The 20,814-nt window shown below is 31.3% G+C and carries 20 protein-coding genes and 1 tRNA gene; 10 read left to right on the top strand and 11 right to left on the bottom strand.

What is annotated here, in order from left to right:
- Window positions 1-4 precede the first annotated feature (4 nt).
- Both WDZ41_02995 and atpD read right to left on the bottom strand, forming a co-directional pair.
- The gene (locus WDZ41_02995; GenBank protein MEX0940300.1) at window positions 5-244 is read right to left on the bottom strand and encodes a hypothetical protein; all 240 of its coding nucleotides are present in this window, start codon (window positions 242-244) and stop codon (window positions 5-7) included.
- A complete protein-coding gene (atpD, locus tag WDZ41_02990; GenBank protein ID MEX0940299.1) occupies window positions 244-1,689 on the bottom strand; it encodes a F0F1 ATP synthase subunit beta in 1,446 nt (481 codons plus the stop codon). Before atpD ends, WDZ41_02995 begins: the two co-directional genes overlap by 1 nt.
- 201 nt (window positions 1,690-1,890) lie before the next feature.
- On the opposite strand from atpD, the gene rdgB reads away from it, so the two are divergent.
- Window positions 1,891-2,505, top strand: coding sequence for an RdgB/HAM1 family non-canonical purine NTP pyrophosphatase (gene rdgB, locus WDZ41_02985; GenBank protein MEX0940298.1), 615 nt, complete (start codon window positions 1,891-1,893; stop codon window positions 2,503-2,505).
- On the opposite strand, the gene WDZ41_02980 is transcribed toward rdgB, so the two are convergent.
- From WDZ41_02980 to lon, 3 genes are all read right to left on the bottom strand, one after another.
- The gene (locus WDZ41_02980; protein MEX0940297.1) at window positions 2,502-4,385 is read right to left on the bottom strand and encodes an ATP-binding protein; all 1,884 of its coding nucleotides are present in this window, start codon (window positions 4,383-4,385) and stop codon (window positions 2,502-2,504) included. The genes rdgB and WDZ41_02980 overlap by 4 nt on opposite strands.
- Window positions 4,386-4,576: 191 nt before the next feature.
- On the bottom strand, window positions 4,577-5,698 hold the full coding sequence (locus WDZ41_02975; protein ID MEX0940296.1) for a carbohydrate kinase family protein: 1,122 nt from the start codon (window positions 5,696-5,698) through the stop codon (window positions 4,577-4,579).
- Entirely contained in the window at window positions 5,695-8,064 is a 2,370-nt protein-coding gene (gene lon / locus WDZ41_02970; protein MEX0940295.1) for an endopeptidase La, read from the bottom strand. Before lon ends, WDZ41_02975 begins: the two co-directional genes overlap by 4 nt.
- 187 nt (window positions 8,065-8,251) lie before the next feature.
- Here lon and WDZ41_02965 point away from each other — a divergent pair, with 187 nt between their 5' ends.
- The 6 genes from WDZ41_02965 to WDZ41_02940 all read left to right on the top strand — a co-directional run bounded on the left by WDZ41_02965 (window position 8,252) and on the right by WDZ41_02940 (window position 14,163).
- The gene (locus WDZ41_02965) at window positions 8,252-8,968 is read left to right on the top strand and encodes an ABC transporter ATP-binding protein (protein MEX0940294.1); all 717 of its coding nucleotides are present in this window, start codon (window positions 8,252-8,254) and stop codon (window positions 8,966-8,968) included.
- A 1-nt stretch (window position 8,969) separates the two neighbouring features.
- Window positions 8,970-10,628, top strand: a complete 1,659-nt coding sequence (gene murJ / locus WDZ41_02960; protein MEX0940293.1) for a murein biosynthesis integral membrane protein MurJ — start codon at window positions 8,970-8,972, stop codon at window positions 10,626-10,628.
- Between the two features lie 10 nt (window positions 10,629-10,638).
- The gene (locus tag WDZ41_02955; GenBank protein ID MEX0940292.1) at window positions 10,639-10,932 is read left to right on the top strand and encodes a hypothetical protein; all 294 of its coding nucleotides are present in this window, start codon (window positions 10,639-10,641) and stop codon (window positions 10,930-10,932) included.
- Window positions 10,929-11,363 carry an NUDIX domain-containing protein gene (locus WDZ41_02950; GenBank protein MEX0940291.1) on the top strand — a complete coding sequence of 145 codons (435 nt, stop codon included), beginning with the start codon at window positions 10,929-10,931 and terminating at the stop codon, window positions 11,361-11,363. The genes WDZ41_02955 and WDZ41_02950 overlap by 4 nt, the downstream gene beginning before the upstream one ends.
- A 76-nt stretch (window positions 11,364-11,439) precedes the next feature.
- Complete coding sequence (locus tag WDZ41_02945) at window positions 11,440-13,521, top strand: DUF2339 domain-containing protein (GenBank protein ID MEX0940290.1); 2,082 nt, start codon at window positions 11,440-11,442, stop codon at window positions 13,519-13,521.
- A 24-nt stretch (window positions 13,522-13,545) separates the two neighbouring features.
- A complete protein-coding gene (locus tag WDZ41_02940; protein ID MEX0940289.1) occupies window positions 13,546-14,163 on the top strand; it encodes a hypothetical protein in 618 nt (205 codons plus the stop codon).
- 20 nt (window positions 14,164-14,183) lie between these two features.
- Here the strand turns inward: WDZ41_02940 and WDZ41_02935 are convergent, their stop codons facing one another.
- The 6 genes from WDZ41_02935 to WDZ41_02910 all read right to left on the bottom strand — a co-directional run bounded on the left by WDZ41_02935 (window position 14,184) and on the right by WDZ41_02910 (window position 18,103).
- On the bottom strand, window positions 14,184-14,603 hold the full coding sequence (locus WDZ41_02935; protein ID MEX0940288.1) for a hypothetical protein: 420 nt from the start codon (window positions 14,601-14,603) through the stop codon (window positions 14,184-14,186).
- A complete protein-coding gene (locus WDZ41_02930; GenBank protein ID MEX0940287.1) occupies window positions 14,594-15,058 on the bottom strand; it encodes a hypothetical protein in 465 nt (154 codons plus the stop codon). The genes WDZ41_02935 and WDZ41_02930 overlap by 10 nt, the downstream gene beginning before the upstream one ends.
- 146 nt (window positions 15,059-15,204) lie before the next feature.
- On the bottom strand, window positions 15,205-15,816 hold the full coding sequence (locus WDZ41_02925; protein MEX0940286.1) for a metal-dependent hydrolase: 612 nt from the start codon (window positions 15,814-15,816) through the stop codon (window positions 15,205-15,207).
- A 71-nt stretch (window positions 15,817-15,887) separates the two neighbouring features.
- Window positions 15,888-17,060: a SpoIID/LytB domain-containing protein gene (locus tag WDZ41_02920; protein MEX0940285.1), complete on the bottom strand. Its 1,173-nt coding sequence runs from the start codon at window positions 17,058-17,060 to the stop codon at window positions 15,888-15,890.
- A 63-nt stretch (window positions 17,061-17,123) separates the two neighbouring features.
- Complete coding sequence (locus WDZ41_02915; GenBank protein MEX0940284.1) at window positions 17,124-17,993, bottom strand: hypothetical protein; 870 nt, start codon at window positions 17,991-17,993, stop codon at window positions 17,124-17,126.
- A gap of 33 nt (window positions 17,994-18,026) precedes the next feature.
- Window positions 18,027-18,103 (bottom strand) — tRNA-Met (locus WDZ41_02910).
- Window positions 18,104-18,456: 353 nt separating this feature from the next.
- On the opposite strand from WDZ41_02910, the gene WDZ41_02905 reads away from it, so the two are divergent.
- From WDZ41_02905 to WDZ41_02895, 3 genes are all read left to right on the top strand, one after another.
- A complete protein-coding gene (locus tag WDZ41_02905) occupies window positions 18,457-19,185 on the top strand; it encodes an ankyrin repeat domain-containing protein (GenBank protein MEX0940283.1) in 729 nt (242 codons plus the stop codon).
- Window positions 19,186-19,230: 45 nt separating this feature from the next.
- Window positions 19,231-20,004 carry an ankyrin repeat domain-containing protein gene (locus WDZ41_02900; GenBank protein MEX0940282.1) on the top strand — a complete coding sequence of 258 codons (774 nt, stop codon included), beginning with the start codon at window positions 19,231-19,233 and terminating at the stop codon, window positions 20,002-20,004.
- Between the two features lie 83 nt (window positions 20,005-20,087).
- Entirely contained in the window at window positions 20,088-20,807 is a 720-nt protein-coding gene (locus WDZ41_02895; GenBank protein MEX0940281.1) for an ankyrin repeat domain-containing protein, read from the top strand.
- Window positions 20,808-20,814: the final 7 nt, after the last annotated feature.

Genomic DNA, 20,814 nt, shown 5'->3' with positions numbered 1-20,814 from the left:
AATATTATTCATTTAATAGTAATCGCGCTGATTCTCGTTGTATTTCTAGGATGCCACCTGCGCTTATAAAAGTTTCTTGCTTGCCATTTGTTAAGCAAAAAGTAATCGGTTCATGTGGTTTTACGAGTAAAATAGTTGGCACATGATCTTGTTGAATAACAAAATTACCTATCGCTGTTTCAACTTCAATCCAAGCAATGGTATATGTTTTTTTTTCACGCGGACTAATTATAGTAAGATTCATTATTCAACCGTTAATTGTTGTGCTTTTTCTTCCACTTGTTTGAGTGTACCAACCATATAAAAAGCTTGTTCCGGTAAATTATCATATTGGCCATCAATTATTTTTTCAAAATCATTTATGGTGGTTTCAAGCGGTACATATTGACCAGGAATGCTGGTAAATGCTTCAGCAACAAATAATGGCTGCGTTAAGAACTTTTGAATTTTTTTAGCTCGACTAACAATTTTTTTATCTTCCTCAGAAAGCTCATCCATTCCTAAAATAGCAATGATATCTTGTAAGTCTTTATAACGTTGCAAAATTTGTTGAACTTCTCGTGCTACACGGTAATGTTTTTGCCCGACTATTAACGGATCAAGTGCTTTAGAGTTAGATTGAAGCGGATCAATAGCAGGATATAATCCTAGTTCTACCAGTTTACGGGAAAGAACTGTACTTGCATCTAAATGCATAAAAGTAGTTGCCGGTGCTGGATCAGTAATATCATCAGCTGGAACATATACCGCTTGTATTGAGGTAATAGCACCATTTATAGTATTTGTTATTCGTTCTTGAAAAGCACCCATTTCTGATGCTAATGTTGGTTGATAACCAACTGCTGATGGCAGTCTGCCAAGTAGTGCAGACACTTCAGCACCTGCTTGCACTAACCTAAAAATATTATCAACAAAGAAAAGTACATCTTTTTTTTCACGATCTCTAAAATATTCAGCCATTGTTAATCCAGCAAGGCCTACACGAAAACGTGCACCAGGTAATTCACTCATTTGGCCAAAAACAAGTGCTGTTTTATCAATTACGCCCGATTCTTTCATTTCAAGCCATAATTCATTACCTTCTCGAGTACGCTCACCAATTCCAGTAAAAATTGAAACCCCACCGTGTTCGATAGCAATGTTACGAATAAGTTCCATTACTATGGTAGTTTTGCCAACGCCAGCCCCACCGAATAAACCAATTTTTGAGCCCTTCATATATGGGGAAATTAAGTCAATAATTTTAATACCAGTTTCTTGAATTTCATGAGCAATTTTTTGTTCAATAAGTGGTGGTGTTTCACGGTAAATAGGCCAATGTTCTTTAGTATCCACGGGTCCTTTATTATCTATTGGTTCTCCCAATACATTAAAAATTCGACCAAGTACTTCAGGGCCGACTGGTACTTTTATAGGACCGCCAGTATCGATAACTTCTAAGCCGCGATAGATACCTTCAATATTTTCGATTGCAATACAGCGCACAATGCCATCTCCAAGTTGTTGTGCTACTTCAACGCTTGCAATACGCTTTTTTTTATTGATAGGGAAAACAATTTTAAGTTCATTTTGAATGCTAGGAGTACTTTCCTGAGGGAACTGAACATCAATAATGGTGTTCGTAACACGTAAAACTTTTCCGTGAGAATTTTTTGATTCTTTAATCTGTGAATCAGCAATATTGATCATATCGATCCTTGTGAAAAAAACAATCTTTATAGTTTTAAGCTAAAACAATGGAGAGCTATTGTAAAGAATAGCGCTTTTTTATGCTCTCTTTTTAGTATATCTTAAGTGTTAGTAAAGTAAAAAATAGTTGCAAAAAGGTCATTTTTGTTTTTTTGTGATAATTTAAAGTTATACTGAATCATGTTTTTATATGAGAATTTTATGGAAATGAAAAATAAATTATTGATTGCTACTCATAATCAAGCAAAATTCGAACAAATTCGTGATTATCTTCGCGATATCCCCTATGAGCTGATTTCATTATCAGATATTGGTATTACTTATGATGTTGAAGAAACAGGTAAAACATTTGTTGAAAATGCCCTTTTAAAAGCACAAATATACGCGCAAATGTCTAGTTTACTTACCTTGGCAGATGATTCTGGTTTGCAAATTGACGCGCTCAATGGAGAGCCGGGCATTTATTCTGCACGTTATGCAGGGCCTAATAAAACAAATGAAGAAAAGATGCAGTTTATTTTGGATAAAATGCAAAACATTCCGATAGACAAAAGACAAGCGCAATTTGTTTCTTGCATGGTACTTGCATGGCCTAATGGCAAAGTAAAGATTTATGAAGGCCAATCCATGGGCTTGATTTCAATGGAGCCGCGCGGTAAATCACGTTATGGCTTTCCGTATTACCGAATTTACATTCTTGATAGATATGGTAAGACAATTGCTGAGCTCGAAGAACAACAAATTCCATACGAATCGCATCGTCAGCAATCATTAAGACAAGTTGCAGATGATTTGAAATCCCTAGCTTACTACTAGGGATTTATTTGAAATTGGTTCTGTTTTTTTATTTGATCTAACCAATTAGTATATTGGCCTTTGATATTTTCCAGAGAGGGAATATCCATTTCAGAAAATAATTTTATATTTGATTTGTTAATTCCCTGATTAATCAAATCAGTTAACTCAGTTATTTCAGTTTCGATATTAGCATTTAATTTTTCAGCGAATTCTGATAAAGCACTTTCATAGGCAGTAAAAGGAACTTTATATTCTTTTTCATTGGTTTCCTGACATGAAGTTGAAATTAAACTATAGAAGGTTTCGCTTAATATTGATTGCTCGGTTTTATCTAAATTTATGAAATATTGATTAATTAAAGTTTTTGTTATTGTTGCGCAATGGCTTTTTATTGTATTTAATAAAGAAGCTTTTTCAAGCAATTCAACTTTATAATCTTTCTCTTCTTTTGGATTTTTTTGAATTATTTGTTCATGCATTAGATATTCCTTAAGGGACATTGTGTTACCTAAGCCAGGGAATTGTAATTCTTGTAGAATAACCTCTTTAAAATCAGATTTATTAGATTTACTAATTTCTTCCAAAGTTTCAGCAATATCATTGCTATTGATTGTCATAGTAATTTTTATTTTGAGACCATCTATGCTTATATTTTGTGGTTCTTGGTTGTTATTCAAATAAGCACTTAGGCTGGTATATGATGGATATATTTTATTTGCTAAGATTTTCTTAAATGCTTCGTGCAAATCAGCAATTGTATATTGTTTTAATTGATTATCATTTGTTTTGTAACAATATTGATAATGATAAAGATCACCACCTGGTGTAGATATCTTTATATTGTAGCACTTGCACTTTTTATAAAAACTTGGCATCTTTTCAAACCATTGCTCAGCATATTCTGGCTCATTAGAGCATTTATAAATCATTTTTCCATATTGAAAAGCATATTCTAATCGTTCTTTATATTCATCTTCAGAAATATCTTTTTCTACATTTATTTTTTCAAAGCGTCTGTCTAATGCTAAGTCAGCATCAGGGCGATCGGTAGCAGCAATAATAATTACGGTACCTTCTTTTTTTTGATTTAGTAAGCCACCAGCTAATTTATATGCGAGTGTTTGAATATTTGTCTGATCAAAACGCTTTGAGCTATTAACACCATCAGTCAATGTTTTAAAATATTCCTTGAGTGATTTGTTTTCAGTAAATGAATGAAATTCATCAATAAAAACTATAGAAGTTTTAAGTGGATGTTTATCTGCAGCAAGCTGTGCTTTTGCCAGAAAGCAATCTAATTGTATGGTTGCTAATTGTGGAATCATAGTAACTAAACTTGCAGGTTTAACCTCAAATAAAGGAAAGACTGTTGTTTTCCCACGGCAATAGCGTAACTTGGAAGCGATATATTTAACAAGTTGTGTTTTTCCAGACCCAGGGCTTCCGGTAAGTAAGAGCGGCTTTTTTGGCATCGTTCCTGCTCTTACCTGTCCAATAAGGGTATTAATTTTTTTTGGACATCCTGCATAGTCTGCAGAAGTAATATGTAATTCTGATATATCAAATAGTTGTTTGTATATTAATGTACTTATTGCACTAGATAAGGCAAATGATGTGAGTACCTGTACGCTTTTCAAGCGTTTTCCAATAGCATTAATAACAGATATTCCTTTATCGAATCGGTTAGCTATTTGAGTTCCATAATGGCCTATTCCTTGTGCTAAACCACTAAAAGCTTTTGTAACAGGTGCTGTTGCTTGTGCAAGCCGAGTAGTACAAGAAGCAAATGGATTAGATATTGCAGGCATGGAAGGCCAAGCTGGCCAAGATATTGGAAAAGTAGATTGAGAAACACTGGTGAACAATAGAATAATAAATAAATATTTTTTTAATTTCATTGAAAATAACCCCCATTTGGAAAATTAATATACTAATTGTATATAGTCTTAATAATTAAATAAATATAAATATAAGTCAAATGGCTAAAGAATTTTTATTCTTATTGCAATGAGGTTGCCAATGTTTAACGTGAAATGTTTTCAGTATGAATCAATAAGAGTGTTGTTCAGATAATAGCTTTAAAAGTTTTTTATTCAACTGAAGAAAATGAAAAGTATTGAATTTGATTAATTCCGACTTTTTTAAAATTATTTTCTAGTTTGTCTAGTGTTAAAAGACCTTCTTTTGTGTCTAAATAGCTAATCACTGAAGCCGCATTGCAAATGCCGCTGACTAACGATTCTTCAATTGATTTGCCATGCACAAGGCTTGCAGTAAAACTAGAGCCAAAGGCATCACCTGCACCAATGGTATTATAAACATCGACTTCAAGACTGGGATGGAATAAAATATGTTCTTTTGTTGCAACATATACGCCTTCAGCACCATTAGTTACCACTACAATTTTAGGTCCGCGTTTAAGAACTTCTTTAAAAAATTGTGGCAAGCTAAAACAAATACTATCATATGAAATATGACAGCTTAATAACTCTGGTAAATCTGGATTTAATGTTTCTTCTGCATGTTCTACCTGTTTTAATAATCTTTCAGAAGTTTTTACTAAAGAAAGCATAAATATTTTTGCTTCTTCAGCATTTAAAATAAACGTATCGATATAGGGGAGTGATTCTCGCATTATTTCAGCACCTGCTGCAAGTTGACTACTTCCCGGATTGGTTGCAACATAAATATCATGCTCTTTTGCTTGCTTGCTGATTGGTAAAAATAAATCAGAGGAATTGCCTGAAAGCGAAGTAATATATAATTGATCAAATTCTTTAATGCTATCAAATGGTATATCATTTTTAACTACTTGACCATTGATGCCTCGATAGGCAAAAATAATACGATCACCTGATACCGTTGGCAAAATAAATGATACCCCGGTAGATCCTTTAGTTTCTTGCTTGATAAATTCAGTGTTAATGCCTTCTTGTTCCAGTTTTTTTAAAACTTCTTGTGCTGCAATATCTTCAGAAACTTTAACAAAAGTTGAAACATTAAAACCTAAACGCTTGAAGGAAACGGCGGAGTTTGTTGCTCCGCCGCCAGTAGCATAGTGAATATTTTGTACTTCTATTTTTTTTCCTTCTTGCAAAAGCATATATGATTTTTCTTGTACTTCGCTTTTACAATAGGTAACCATTTCGGCATGCTCATAGGATATGAAAATATCTTGTGTGGCACCACCTATGGTTAGTATTTTTTTCATGGTCTGATTTTATACTTCTTTTCAGGATCTAATATTAATACTTGTTTTAATACTTCATCGGCATGATTAACCCAAATAATATTAATATCTTTAATAATATCTTCAAGTCCTGCAATGTCAGTTTTATTTTTGTATGGGAAAATAACATGTGGTATGCCATTGCGTTTTGCTGCCAATATTTTCTCTTTTACGCCACCAATTGGCATTACTTCACCATGTAAATTCAATTCACCTGTCATTGCATAATGACCATTAATTGGCCTATTAGTAAGCGCTGAAAGTATTGAAATAAGCATGGTAATACCTGCAGAAGGACCATCTTTTGGTATGCCGCCAGCAGGAACATGGATATGTAGATCATAATGCGTAAACATTTTTGGACCAATACCAAATGTTTTAGCATGTGCCCGTGCATAACTTACTGCTGCCTGAGCAGATTCTTTCATAACATTACCAAGGTGACCGGTTAAAATGAGTTTACCTTTTCCAGGCATAACGACCGCTTCAATTTTCAACATTTCACCGCCATAAGAAGTCCATGCAAGTCCGTTTGCTATACCAATTTGATCTTCAGTTAATATCGTATCTTCTTTGAATTTACGTGGTCCTAAATAGTATTCAATATTTTGTTGCGTAAAGGTTACTAAATTATTTTCTTCAACAATCGCTCGTGCAAGTTTTGAACATAATGTTCTTACCGTTCGTTCAAGGTTTCGTACACCAGATTCTCGTGTATAATTCATAATAATATCATGTAATACACAATCAGTGAACGCAGGATTATGTATTGTAAGGCCCGCATCGCAGATTGCTTTTGGAATAAGATATTGCTTACAAATATTAAGTTTTTCATCCAATGTGTATCCAGAAAGTGAAATAATTTCCATGCGATCACGAAGTGGCTCAGAGATTGTTTCAAGCGTATTGGCGGTTGCAATAAAAATTACTTTTGATAAATCGAATGGCACGCCAATATAGTTATCATAAAATGCTTTATTTTGTTGCGGATCCAAAACCTCAAGCAACGCTGCAGATGGATCACCGCGGAAATCTGCACCAATTTTATCAAGCTCATCGATAATAATAACAGGATTAGATGAGTTTACTTTTCTAAATCCTTGAATGAATCTTCCTGGCATAGCACCAACATAAGTACGACGATGTCCACGAATTTCTGCTTCATCTTTAACGCCACCTAAAGAAACACGGAAATAATCTCGGCCTAAGCATTTTGCGATTGATGCACCAAGTGAAGTTTTACCAGTTCCTGGAGGCCCTACAAAGCAAATAATTGGCGTGGAGCCATCTTGCTTGAGATTACGTACAGAAATAAAATCAAGAATGCGTTCTTTAATATCTTTTAAACCAAAGTGGTCTTCATCAAGAATTGTTTTTGCATGTTTGATGTCAAGATTATCAAGAGTTACGTGATTCCATGGTAATGAGAACATCCAATCAAGATAATTTCGAGTTACCGAAGCTTCCATAGAATCTGAAGCAGTTCTTTCTAAACGATTAATCTGACGAGTAACTTCTTTGCGTGCGTCCTCGGGTAATGCAATGCTTTCGAGTTTTTCCCGCATCGATTCAATATCTTCAATTTCATCTTCACCTAATTCTTTTTTTATTGCTTTTAATTGTTCGCGCAAATAAAATTCTTTTTGTGATTTGTTCATTGATTCACGCGTATGATTTTTTACTCGTTCTTGTATTTCGACAACTTCAAGTTCTTCTGCAAGTATAGCATTTAGATTCTCTAAAAATTCTTGAGTTGAATTAACTTCAAGTAATGATTGTGCTTCTGCCACTGAAATATTAAGATGCGATAAAATAAAATCGCCAATTTTTTGTGGATCATGCATTTTTGAAATGATTGAAAAAAAATCAGGATTAAAAGCCTGGCCTGCAGTTTCCATCTTCTCAATTAATTGTTTAATATTTTTAATTAAAGATTCTACTTGAGAATCATCAGTTACTTCAGGTGGTATAATAGGTTCGACTCGCGCGGTAAGCATGTCATTATCGGTATAAATTTCATGAGCATACACTTTGCTCATTCCTTGTACTAATATTTTAATACCTCCTTCTGGAACATTAATTAAACGCATTACTGAAGCAACGGTTCCCACTTGATATAAATCATGCGTACCGATTGCACCTTGAAAATCATCTATTTGTTTTTTTGATGCAAGCAATAAAATAAGTTTTGATTCTTCTAGGCTTTTTTGAATTCCTGCGATAATCCGTTCATCAAGAACTAATAACGGAACGATCATCTGAGGAAATACCACAACATCCATAGTTGGTACAATTGGGAGTATTTCCGGAATAGCGTCTAGAATAGATTTGTTTGATGAATTTATCATTTGCCACTCCCCCTTTTTTATTTTGATCGAAACACCGTATACTAATAATCTTATTTCGTAACCGGTGTTACATCCCCTACAGATACCATTCTAAATGAAGGGCAATTTTAAAAACAAGAATTCTCAGGTAATACTTTAAGAATGATCGATAATAAAGAAAACTTTTGCTGAAATATAAAAAAATATTATGCCTATTAAACAAATAAACATTAAAAATATAACTAAGCAATTTATGCGTCATGATGGGAAAATGGTTTCGGTTATTGACGATATTAGCTTATCGCTTGAGAAAAATAATACTTATGCTTTTATGGGTGTTTCAGGGTCTGGCAAATCTACATTGCTTCATATAATTGCTTGTTTTGACCAACCCACAACAGGAATTGTCTATTTTAATAATATGCCTTATAATCAATTGCCATCATCTGCGCAGCAGCATATAAGAACAAGTTCTTTGGGTTTTGTTTTTCAGTCTCCTTATTTGATTGATGAGCTTACAATTATTGAAAATGTGATGCTAAAAGGGTTGATTGGCAGAATGGAAAAAAAAGAATGTACAGAGCGTGCACATAGCTTGCTTGAGCTTGTAGGCCTTTTAAAAGAAAAAGATCAATTTCCCTACACACTATCAGGAGGGCAGCAGCAGCGCGTAGCATTAGCGCGAGCCTTAATCTCACAACCAGATTTTTTATTTGCTGATGAACCAACAGGAAATTTGGATCAAAGCACAGCACTCGATATTATTACTCTCTTAATAACGCTACATCGCACTTATAAAATGGGCTTAGTTATCAATACTCATGATAGTACTATTGCTCACTACATAAATACCGTATTTTTATTGCATAAAGGTAAGATTACACAAGAGAATTTGAAAAATTCTATGCGAGAAAAGGAAATATAACGTGCTGACAAAACAAACCATACTCAAAAAAACACTGCAAGTAGGTGGCTCAACCATCTTTAGTAGAGCATTAGGGCTCATAAGAGAAGTGCTTATGGCTAATTATTTAGGAGCCGGGCCTTTGGCTGAAGCTTTTATTACCGCTTATAAAATACCTAATTCATTACGAAAAATTTTTGCAGAAGGTGCATTAAGTGTTGCATTCATTCCTACATTTGTCACCATTGCAAAAAAAGATGGTAAAGAACAAATAAATAAATTAATGAGCTTAGCATTAATATTATTTGAAGGCGCACTCTTAATTATTTGTTTATTGGCAATTTGGAAAGCTGACTGGGTAATACGTTTAGTCGCTCCAGGATGGTTTTCAATTGATAAAGTTACCTTAATTCCTGCAACCGGTATTCAATTTATTGATGTATTTACTGAGGGTTTTAATTCGATTTGGTCAGTATTTGTTGATAAATCAGTAGAGCCAACATGGTATGTAGCGCATGCAATATCTTTTTTGCGTATTTTGATGAGTTTTATTTTATTTTTATCAACAAGTGCATTAATTGCTGGCGTATTACAATCAATGCATCATTTTTTTGTACCAGCTTTTTCTCCAGTATTATTAAATATTGTATATATTTTTGGTCTTTTTGTTTGTGTGACTTTTAAGCTATCACCAATTTATTTATGCTTATTTATTATTGGCGGCGGCATTATTCAATTGATTCTACATATAATTGTATATGTAAAACTTGGATTTGGCCTTGGTAAGATTGATTATAAAACTTGGCAGTATTTTAAAGATGTATGGAGAAAATTTTTGCCTTGCTTGTTTAGTATGAGTGTGATGGAGATTTACTTATTTATTGATACGAGTTTTGGTTCTTATTTACCAGGTGCTATTGCACATCTTTATTATGCAAATCGATTTATGCAGATTCCACTAGGAGTGATTGCTACCGCATTATCAACTATTTTATTGCCTCATTTTTCACGTATTGGGGTTTATGCTCCAAAACGATTAGGATTTTATTTACTTGAATCATCAAAGCTCATTTTTTGGACGATGATTCCAATAAGTTTAGTTATGGCGATGGTCTCGCATAAGATTTTTTTTACTTTATTCCTTTCAGAAAAATTTACTCTCTTTGATGTTCATCAAACAAGCATTATATTTATTGCGTTTTTATATGGTTTAGTATTTTTTTCGTTGAATAAAATTTTGTTAAATTTATTTTATGCGTTGCATGAAACAAAAATACCAATGTACATATCGATTATTGCAACAGTTAGCAATTTTATTTTTAGTTATTTACTTATGAAAATATGGGGAGCATACGGTATAGCAATGGCAACAACCTTATGTGGTGTCATTCAAACCTTGTTATTTGTTTTCTTTTTACAATATTCATTTGATTTTATTTTATATATTAAGCGTTTTTTTGAATTTCTTTTTTATTGTTCTATACAATGGCTTGTGTTTGGTTCTCTATTTTTAGTTTGCTATTTAGGAATAATAAAGCTATTGAGCAAAATACATTTATCGACATTTTTATTAACAAAAATTGGTTTTTGGTTATGGTTTTTGCCTTTGGCTAGCATTTTATTTTTAGGGTTGTATAAAAGTAGGCGTTTTTTTGGTATTCATCTTTATTTTTTAGATTAAGGGTTTTTTTATGAAAAAACATTTAATTTTAATAATAGTTTTTAGCTTTATGAATATTATTTATGGAGGGTATGAGCGACATTTAATTTACGGTAAAATTGAAAAACGATATCAAGAAAATAAAAAGATATCGCAAATAAATACTACTACTGATATACCACAAGCTTGCCAAGAAACAAAGAATATAATTGTTGAAATTCTTCATAGTAAATATAATTTTTCTTTTTGTGAGCAAAAAAGGCTTAATCTTATTGTTAGTTTATTACAAAGCCAAATAAATCAACTAGAAAATCAAGCACAATGATAAAAGAATTTTCTGCAGGATTAATTGTTTTTTTTCAGCAACCAGATAAAGATCGTGAATATTTATTATTACATTATCAATCAGGACATTGGGATTTCCCAAAAGGCCATATCGAAAATGATGAATCAAAAAAAGAAGCAGCAAAACGAGAATTAAAAGAAGAAACCAATCTTGAAGCGCATATAATAGATGGTTTTGAAGAATCATTATCGTATTTTCATCATTTGCCAAAAACAAATGAATTAGCTTTTAAAGTAGTATGTTTTTTTGTTGGTGTTGTAAAAGAAAAAAACGTGCAATTATCACATGAACATATCGATTATGCATGGATGCCATATGATAAAGCATTGAAAAAGTTAACATATGATAATGCAAAAGAGATGCTCAAAAAAGTTGAAACTTTTTTAAATAATCAAAAAGCATACAAATAGATAAATAATACATTTTTTTGATTTATTGCTCCATTTATTCTGAATTAAGTATAGTGATTCAAAAAAGGATAAAAAAATGATGAATGTATGGGCAAAAATCAAACTCTTCTTAAATAAACAAGAAAAAGAAGCAGCGCCGAATGGCAATATACCAGAAGATTTTATTGCAGAAAAAAAAACAAAATGGCCAATTCTTGAAGTTAAAATTGGCTCATTTTTGCTTCCTATTTTAGGTCTTGCCATTTTTTTAATTGGCATCGGTTATCTTTTAAAATTTGTGATTGAACAGCATTTATTAAATCCATCATTAATTTTAGGTATGCTTATAACTACTGCAAGTTTATTATTATTTTTGGGAGAATATTTTCGCAATCAATATCCACGTTTAATAGTAGGTTCTACAATAAGTAGCCTTATCCTTTTTTATAGTGCATGGTACTTGGGAATTACGACAACTACATTGTTATCTGAATGGTGGGTTTTTATTTTAGAAATACTTACTATGGTTACCGGATTATTTTTATCAATAAGATACCAATCAAATTTAATTGGTCTATTTGCTTTGTTCGGAGGCTTTTTAATGCCTCTTATTGTTCATCCCGTATTAGTCAGGCCTCTTTATTTAATTAGCTATTTAAGTTTATTAGGTTTTATTGCATCGCTATTTAGTGCAATAAAAAATTGGGTAAGTTATTCATATGTAAGTCTATTTTTTTTGATTTGGTATTATCATCGATTTATTTTTAGCATGTCCGGGCTATACCAAGTAATATTTATTTTAAATATTTGGCTGTTGTATACGATAATTCCTTATTTATCGAGTTTTTTTATTCAAAGTAAAATACAAATTCGCAATGTATTACTAATTATTTTAAGTTCTTTATTTACTATATTTGCATTGTATTTATTGCTTTGCCACAAAAAAAGCTACATAACAATACTTAAGTCTCTTTCAGATCAATCAATTTTAAATTATTTGTTAATATTTTTTGCCGGAATATATTTTGGGTTATTTGGTATTTTATATTTCTATGCAAGACATTCCCGTTCCTTGATATATAAATTATCATTATTATTTAATACGCTACAGTTTTTAGCTTCTGGAAGTACTATTTATAGTATTCTAATTTCTTTTTCTGGATACTATCAAAATGCAATGCTTTCTTTTTTTGCCGTACTCTTGTTGGCATTAAGCTTCATGGTTAATTTAAGACTAATGCGTGTAATTCCTTATATTATCTGGATTTATGTTGGATATCATTTAGCAACATTATTGCTCTATAGATGGCCAGCATTAATAACATTGAATGAAATAAATATTAGTATCGGAATAATTGTAATTTCTTTATTGAGTGCAATTTGGCTAAGTCGTCGATATAAAATGTATCTAACTGGTTATGAAATGCGTGCGTCAGGTTTGTTAGAAATAGGATTAATTTTTGTAATTATCTATTGGTTGCATACAAAAGTATGGCAATCACCTTATCATATTCTAGGGTTAGCGTTCTTTTCTTTGCTGGTGTTTTTAATTGGTATTTATGATCAACGAAAAATTATTCGCCAATGTGCTTATATGGTTTTTGGTTTGTCGCTATTTTATTTTGGGCTCGTATATTTTTTTCATAATCTCGTAAATCCTTATTGGATAATTCGTTTAAATATATTATTTTTGGTTTTTACGATTATTTCTTTTACTTATTGTTATGCGGTCAGAAAATGGTTTTCAGTATTTGGTGCTAAAGAATATCAAATAATAACTATTGCATCAGATGTTGGTGCCGCTTTTTTTATTTTTTCTTGGATTCGTGCGCTTATTATCATTAATTTTGATGAATTGAGCATGCATAGTTCTTTTTTTGCAAAACGATTAATGGGTTATTCTATGAAAAATGATAAGTTAGTGAGAACAGAATTTACGAATATATTATTAATTATTTATTACATTTTCTATTCAATAGCACTTATTTTTATAGGATTATGGCAGAAAAGCAGTCAGATTCGTATTTTAGGTTTGACGATTATTGGCTTTACCGTTATTAGGCTGCTTTATATGATTATGCAATCCACGCATTTAATCTATAAAATTATAGCATTTTTAGTGGTAGGTGGTCTTCTCATTTTTGCTTCTTATCTATATAATAAAATAAAGAAAGATTAATGTTTTAGCCAGAGAGTTAATTTTATGTACTATTTGAATATGTATAAGCTTGCGCATGATTTAAAAAATAATGTAGTAACCGAATGGGAAAAATTTAAATATTTAGTTGGTGGCATTTTATTATTTAATTGGTTTTGGCAATTATGTAAGCCGCCTATCGCTAAAGATGTATATCAAATAATTTTTTTTGGAAAAGCGATTGTTGTTTTTAATATATTAGCAATAGTGTTATTTTTATATGGCATTTATAATTGCTGGAAAATAAATCAGAAAGGTAATGGAAAAAACTTCATTGAACGGTTTGTTTGTTTGAACTTTCCGGCTTTTATTCGCATGTATATTACTTGGCAAATTTTGCTTTTAATTTTCTCAGTAATAAGTTTAATTATTACGTTTATTTTTCTACCACAAATAACGAATATATTATTTTTGAAAAAAATAGGTATTATTTTAGCGACTATCTCCAAAGAGCAACATGTGCAATTGATGAAAACTGCTGAATATATACCTACATTTGAAATGTTAAAACCGTATTTAAATATCCAATTGGTTCTTTATTTCTTAAATTTATTTGTAATGCTTTGTAGTGTGGTTTTTTATTTTAGTTGGATGAAAAAAAGTTTTAAAAAGATAGCGAGTTAATAATTTAATTTGTTGTTATTTTATGGATTAACAGATATATAAAATTTTCCAGTACCATCCTGTTTAATTGTAATATTGTTATTGCCACATTTATCCAGACGTGTATAGCCAGGAAGAGTTTCTACACGTTGCCATTTACGAGTATTAGAATACCGAACTTCAATATCTTTGATGCAATCTAGAACATGCGGGTTACCTATTACGGTTTTTGCTTCTGAAGGTAGATTTTCTTTTATTGTCGAGTGATCTCTATGTATAGAATGCTTAAATGTTATTTTCACATCCAAAAGTGATTTTTTTGGTTTAATCCTGTCAATATAAATGAGTTGGATATCGTTAGAGGCAATAAAAATTTGAGTTGGGCTAACAATCATTACTGTCAAGATAAGTATGAAAAAATTTTTAAACCTCATTTGTTTGTCCTTTTTTTTTAATTCCATCTTCGACCTTTAGGGTGTTGTGGGTTAGCAACTTCTTCGTATGCTGTTATACCTAAGCGTTTAAGATGCCAAACTTTGTTTTTAGGGTCCCAGATAATTTGAAAATCATTATTACCACAAAGATTAATGAAAGTATGTGTTGCATTATCTAGTGACTTAGTTGTTTTTAGCCCCCAAAATCGTGACCATTGTTGTGCTCCTTTATCAGCAGAAAAACGAACATCAATTTGTGTAATACAAAAAGGAACTAATAATTTTACCGAATCATTTGGATTGATATTATTTTTTATTATATTTCTTGGAAGTGGATTATTTGGCTTATAATATACTATTCGTATATCAACGGGTTCAGGATTGCTCGGAGAAATATAGAAATTTTGAATATTTTGAGCAATTAACTGAGTTCCAGTGAAGATAATCACTAATGCTAGAGTAAGGTTTTTTTTAAATTCCATAATTTAAGCTTTTTATTTTACATTAATAAATCGATGCCATCCTTATATATTTCTAATTGTAATATACTTTTGCCTAAATAGGCAATAATTTAAGGATTTTTTAACTTTTTACAGATAGGATGAAATAATGCATAGATTTGCTCGGGCTAAATGCGCAGCATTTTTCGCAGACCCATATCAAGCCAGAGATGGGAGATCGCTCCCCCAATAAAAAATAACATGTTATAAAATAATGGTGTGCTTAAATAAGGGAATAAAATACTTATCCAACACCACAAGCCAAATGGCAGAGCGATGACAAACCATAAGCGATGAAATAAGCCGCGGTGGTTAGAAAAGATAGGCATAAATGATATTGCGCTTAATAGAGCAACTACTTTAAATTGTTTTTTACCGATTAGCACAAGAACCATTAGTAACAAAAAAGAATATAAATATTTCTGTGATTTGCTTTTAATATCAACATCAGGGAACATTGCGCCCGCAAGGGAAAATAAAAACCATTCAGTAACAATAATGAGCCATGGCCAACAGACTTTTAAAAATGCCTGTAAAATTTCAATGATTGGTGGGATATACATACGTACTGCGTATTCAATATTTGCCAAGAGTTCTGGTGTTTGGATTAAAAGCGTATTAGTAGCACAAGCAAATATAGTTGGAAATTTTCCGGTGAATGATGAAAAAGCAATAATACCGCAAAAAGTAATAATATAAGCAACAATTCCACCACCAATATGACCTTTATGGTTTGACATAATTTCCTAAATTTAAATTTTTTAAGTAAAAAGAATGTAGCGGAAAGTGGTAGGAATGTTAAGTTAAACACTTAAAAAGAGTTTTGCTCAATTGAAGTAAGTACTGTTTTTGGGTAATAAAAGAGCAACACGCGTTTATAATTGAAACCTCTTTTAATCATCTCGCATGCGCCCCATTGGCATAAACCGATATGGTGACCATAACCACGCCCTTTTATTCTGACCATATTATTTTTTTTATAAACATCAAAACAATAACTTTTTATCTCTTTGAATGTAGCGTAAAATATAGAGCCATCAATTAATTTTTTTTGGTTGCCAGACTTTAAAATAACTTCTTTTACGATACCAGCATTATCTTTTTTTAAAAAAACTTTTGCAATTCTTCGATTTTGCCAATCAGGACATACTTTTTGGAGAAATTCAGTAAGTGGAAATTCTGCTTGCCAAGAATAAATTGGATATTTTTTGCAGTAACTACATTTATAATTGCGGGCAAGATACTGAGCTTTTGAAAAATCAAAGTGCGTTGTTTTTGAAGGAAGAATGTTGCCGCAACATGAATCAAACATCGCAAGAATTGGTTCATTGCCATCAGAGATAATAATACCTTTTGTTTGTGTAACTGCTTGTTTTAAAATATCAGTAGTGTGATGACCACTATACGTTTGATGGGTATTATTATTAGTCATATCATACAATCTTTTTACTGATTGTGCTTCTAATATCATGCGTACTGCATAGGTACGGCATGCAACGGCAAGAACTTTATTTACTTCTAAGGGCCAACCCGGCCAACTTTCGGTTTTTAATACTGAATAAATATAATCTTCTAATGAAATGTGATTGATTAATAATGCTTCACCATTATTAACTTTTATTTCAAGCGACCCTTGGTAAGCGCTTGATTGTAAAGAAAAAAGACCATTTTTTGGTATTATAAAAATACGATCGCCAACTTGTTTTTTGTTATTAAGGTAAAGAGCATTATTTTTAAAAGTAATTTTCAAAGTAGGTTGTGGATAACGATCTAAATTGGTTTTGACTGTAAATCCTTTTAAACTCGTAATTTCAACTGATTGTAAATCAGAAAATTTTTGGATGAGTATTCTTACTGCTGAAACGCTTTGCGCGCTTACCTTTTTTTTAAAAGCGGGAGAAAGGGTTGCTGGTAATCGTAACCAAGGCTTCAATATTGAACAATGCAAAAATATAATGGATAGAAATACTAAATTTTTTTTCATAGTGTAAGTATTCTATCACTAAAAGAAATTATTGGAACAATTAGCGAGTGCTTTTGCGATATTTTATTTAATAGAGAAATGCTTTAAAATTTTTGATAAATATTGTTTTATAGCAGGATCGCTTTTAGTTGGCAGATTAGGATTTTCAATATTTACACCATTTGCTTTGAGGAATTCAAGGCCAATTTTAGCTCGTTCATAGCTACATGGATATTCATCAAATGGTGTTGCTTTTTGTATTCCGGTACATTCATAATCTTGAGCACAGTCTAATATCCATGTCAAAGCAATGTCCGGACGATTTATTTTCAATAAATTTTTATAAGCAAATAGATCTGCTTTAATTTCTTGATTTCTACGTTCACTTCTTTGCCAGTGAACCGGCTTGAGAATTAATCCAACAAAAGAAACAAAACCACTTGCTAAAGCGGCACTAACAGATATGAAAGGATTGTTAATTCTTGGTTTTAAATATTTAAACATCCCATAAGAACTTGCTAAGCCACCCAAAACACTTAAGTTTCTGATTTTTTTAAATTTTTCAAATGACTGTTCATTATGGTTAGAGTCTTGAAAATAGAGATGACCACATTCGTGATAAGTAGCAAACTTAATCTGAGCAAGTGTTTGATTGTCAACACCAATAAGCATAAATGGTTGAGAAGAATTGTCTAAATGATGTATAGCATAACTATTATCTCCATTATTTCTTTGTAAAATAATTGGCGATGTTTTTATACCGCAATTTTTTATTGCTTTTTCAGTAATTTTTTTAATTTTAGGATCAGGATCAATAGCATCATACATTTTTTTCATATCTTCTATGGATTGTTCCAAAACATTTAGTTTTGAATTGCCATAAGCAAAACCCATAGCAGTATATGGAATAAATATTAAAAACAAGTAAATAGTTTTAAATTGGAAAGATAACATCTTATAACCCCCTAAAGTTATAAAAGGTAATTTTGGTGGCGGGGGCTGGATTCGAACCAGCGACCTTTGGGTTATGAGCCCAACGAGCTACCAGACTGCTCTACCCCGCGTCAATTTTTTTTCAAAAGTAAATTGAGATGAATAATTTTCTAAGCTTTTTTTATGAATGAGCTCAAGATTATTAATAATCAGGGTAAAGGTTTTTTTTCCTTTGTCAACATTAAAATACTGTATTTTTCGACTAATTTTTAAAATCTGAGTAAATCTGATAGGGAATATCCAGATCTAAGGGTAATGCCAGATAGCGTCCTAGGGAGGATTTGGGGTAAGTTTGTAGTAACAGAGCTGTTTTATTGCTGTTTAAACTCAAAAAGAATTATAATGATAGTTAAGAGCGATATGGTTAATTATAAAGCGTGGTGTATATTGTTTAGCTGAATATGGTTTAAAAAGAGGGCGTTTTATGAAATTTTTTAATAAGCAGTTAATTGTTTTGTTTTTTCTTGCAGTTTTAACCATTTCTATCAATGCTATGGAGGCAGAGAAATACGAGCAATGTGAAGTGGGGCTTTTTGAAGGATTGCCTTCAGAGACAAAAGAAAAAATAGCAACTTTTCTTGCTAGTTCCGATAATTTTGGTCAAGCACTTAAGTGTTTAGCCAATCTTTCCCAAGTCAATAAGCAATGGCATGAAATGCTGAATGATAAAAGAACACTCAAGGCAATTGCAAAAGCTTTGGATAATAAGGATAAAAAATATTTTCTTTCTGTGGATAAATGGATTTTCTTGCTTGCTGCAGAATTGCCAGGAGCTCGTAAATATCTTTTAGAGCAACACAGTATTTTTGGGGAATATATTATTAAACGGCATCTAGAAGGTGGATTACTTCAAGTTTTTTCATTAGGTATGATAAAAGGTTTACAATTAACTGAAGATCAAATTGTTAATCTTATAAGACTTCTTTTAAATTTAGGTATGGATATTAACTCTACTGGAATAGATAATAATACATTATTACATTATGCAGCAAAGTATAATTTACCTAAAGTTGTTAGTTTTATTCTAGCGCAATCAAATATTGATATTAATATTATTGAATATGATGAAGCACAAACAGCGTTAGATATAGCCAAAGAAAAAGGATATCAAGAAATTGTGAAATTAATAGAGCAAGCAGAAGTGAAAAAATAGTTGCAGAAGGGCAATACCCCTAATAGGTTGAAAAGGAAAATTGTAATGAAGTTTTTTAATAATAAATTAATTGTTTTATTTTTTCTTGTTGTTTTAACTTTTTCTATTTCCTCAGTGGAAACTGAAGAAAGTTGCCAGGGTATTAGCTTTGAGGGTTTACCTCTAGAAATTCAACAAAAAATTGTCTCATTACTCGTTGGTACAGAAGATTTTGGTCAATCACTTAAATGCTTAAAAAATATTTCACAGGTCAATAGGCAATTGAATGAATTAATTGGAGATTCAAGAGCGTTAAGTGCAATTATAACTAGTTTGCAAGAAAAGGATGAAAAGCTTGCAACTCTACCATTTGATGCTTTAATGCTGTTGTTTTCATCAGAACTTGCAGGAGCACGTTCATATTTTCTGAATAAATTTGCTGCCGATAAAAAGAAATATGGGGAAGAGATTGCAGAAATATTCCTTCTTGAAAACATAGAACCAGTATTATTTCAAACTTTTGAATCGGGAGTACTAAAAGATTTAAAATTAGATGAAAATCAAATTATAAATCTCATGCAGTTTGTTTTATTAAGTTTGGGCTTTGATATTAACACTGGAACCGTGCAATTTAACGGCAATCGATTGCTCCACTATGCTGCAGAATATAATTTACCAAAAGTAGCAGAATTTATATTAAAGCAGCCAGGCATCAATGTAGAACTGAGAAATAATGACTTTAAAACAGCGTTAGATATTGCAGAGGAAAAAGGGAATCAAGAGATTGTGAAAGCAATCTATAAAGCAAAACCTAGTAAGGTAATTGTTATAGAAGAATAATCTTCAATGAGCCTATTTTAAATTTAAAAAAAATATATCCTTATCATTAAAGCAAAAAAAGTTTTATTGATAAGGATATATTGTTGGAAATCCGAAATTTTATTAAAGTTATTTTTATTTTTAGCTTTATTGCTGCTACGCAATCTTATTTAAATGGGCAAGAAAAACAAAACAAAGATTATTTAAGTAAATTGCCGATTGAGTTAAAGCGATGCATTGTTAATCAATTAGTTAATCTAAATGATATTGGATCATCTCTTGAAGATTTATCTTCCTTTGCTAAAGTTAACAAGGAATTTAATAAGTTTATAAATAATCGAGAATCAGTTGAAAAATTAGCAGAATATTTTGAAGAATCATTAAAAATATTTGAATTATCTCCAATTTTTCTTCTTACCGCATGTATTCCTAAAGCTCGAAATTTTTTATTGAAGAAGACTACAGAAGAAAAAGAAAAAAATGCAACAGAATTTAAAGCACAGTTGTTTAGAATTTTTTTTGGTTCAACTGCTATAAAAAAATTAAACTTACAGGAAAAACATATACTCAATATGATAAAAATTCTTTTTAAGTTAAAAAGTGACTTTGATGTCAATTTTCAAGCTATTGGTAATAATACCTTTTTAATGTGGGCTGTGCGCTATAATTTCCTCGAATTGGTCAAATTTTTATTAGCGCAGCCAAATATTAATATTAATTTAAAAAATTCTCGTGAATTAACTGCATTAGGTATTGCAAAAACAAAAAACGCTCAGGATATTATTTCATTGCTAGAACAAGCACAAAAAAAAATTGAGAAATAATTTTTAT

The organism is Candidatus Babeliales bacterium, from assembly GCA_040879965.1.
Taxonomy (GTDB): domain Bacteria; phylum Babelota; class Babeliae; order Babelales; family JACPOV01; genus JBBDJI01.
The sequence above is the reverse complement of the archived record's forward strand: the minus strand, read 5'-3'. Positions and strand labels throughout refer to the sequence as shown.

Coding starts and splice junctions, on each gene's coding strand:
- WDZ41_02995 (MEX0940300.1), bottom strand. CDS start 244: ATGAATCTTACTATAATTAGTCCGCGTGAAAAAAAAACATATACCATT.
- atpD (MEX0940299.1), bottom strand. CDS start 1,689: ATGATCAATATTGCTGATTCACAGATTAAAGAATCAAAAAATTCTCAC.
- rdgB (MEX0940298.1), top strand. CDS start 1,891: ATGGAAATGAAAAATAAATTATTGATTGCTACTCATAATCAAGCAAAA.
- WDZ41_02980 (MEX0940297.1), bottom strand. CDS start 4,385: ATGAAATTAAAAAAATATTTATTTATTATTCTATTGTTCACCAGTGTT.
- WDZ41_02975 (MEX0940296.1), bottom strand. CDS start 5,698: ATGAAAAAAATACTAACCATAGGTGGTGCCACACAAGATATTTTCATA.
- lon (MEX0940295.1), bottom strand. CDS start 8,064: ATGATAAATTCATCAAACAAATCTATTCTAGACGCTATTCCGGAAATA.
- WDZ41_02965 (MEX0940294.1), top strand. CDS start 8,252: ATGCCTATTAAACAAATAAACATTAAAAATATAACTAAGCAATTTATG.
- WDZ41_02955 (MEX0940292.1), top strand. CDS start 10,639: ATGAAAAAACATTTAATTTTAATAATAGTTTTTAGCTTTATGAATATT.
- WDZ41_02950 (MEX0940291.1), top strand. CDS start 10,929: ATGATAAAAGAATTTTCTGCAGGATTAATTGTTTTTTTTCAGCAACCA.
- WDZ41_02945 (MEX0940290.1), top strand. CDS start 11,440: ATGATGAATGTATGGGCAAAAATCAAACTCTTCTTAAATAAACAAGAA.
- WDZ41_02940 (MEX0940289.1), top strand. CDS start 13,546: ATGTACTATTTGAATATGTATAAGCTTGCGCATGATTTAAAAAATAAT.
- WDZ41_02935 (MEX0940288.1), bottom strand. CDS start 14,603: ATGGAATTAAAAAAAAAGGACAAACAAATGAGGTTTAAAAATTTTTTC.
- WDZ41_02930 (MEX0940287.1), bottom strand. CDS start 15,058: ATGGAATTTAAAAAAAACCTTACTCTAGCATTAGTGATTATCTTCACT.
- WDZ41_02925 (MEX0940286.1), bottom strand. CDS start 15,816: ATGTCAAACCATAAAGGTCATATTGGTGGTGGAATTGTTGCTTATATT.
- WDZ41_02920 (MEX0940285.1), bottom strand. CDS start 17,060: ATGAAAAAAAATTTAGTATTTCTATCCATTATATTTTTGCATTGTTCA.
- WDZ41_02915 (MEX0940284.1), bottom strand. CDS start 17,993: ATGTTATCTTTCCAATTTAAAACTATTTACTTGTTTTTAATATTTATT.
- WDZ41_02905 (MEX0940283.1), top strand. CDS start 18,457: ATGAAATTTTTTAATAAGCAGTTAATTGTTTTGTTTTTTCTTGCAGTT.
- WDZ41_02900 (MEX0940282.1), top strand. CDS start 19,231: ATGAAGTTTTTTAATAATAAATTAATTGTTTTATTTTTTCTTGTTGTT.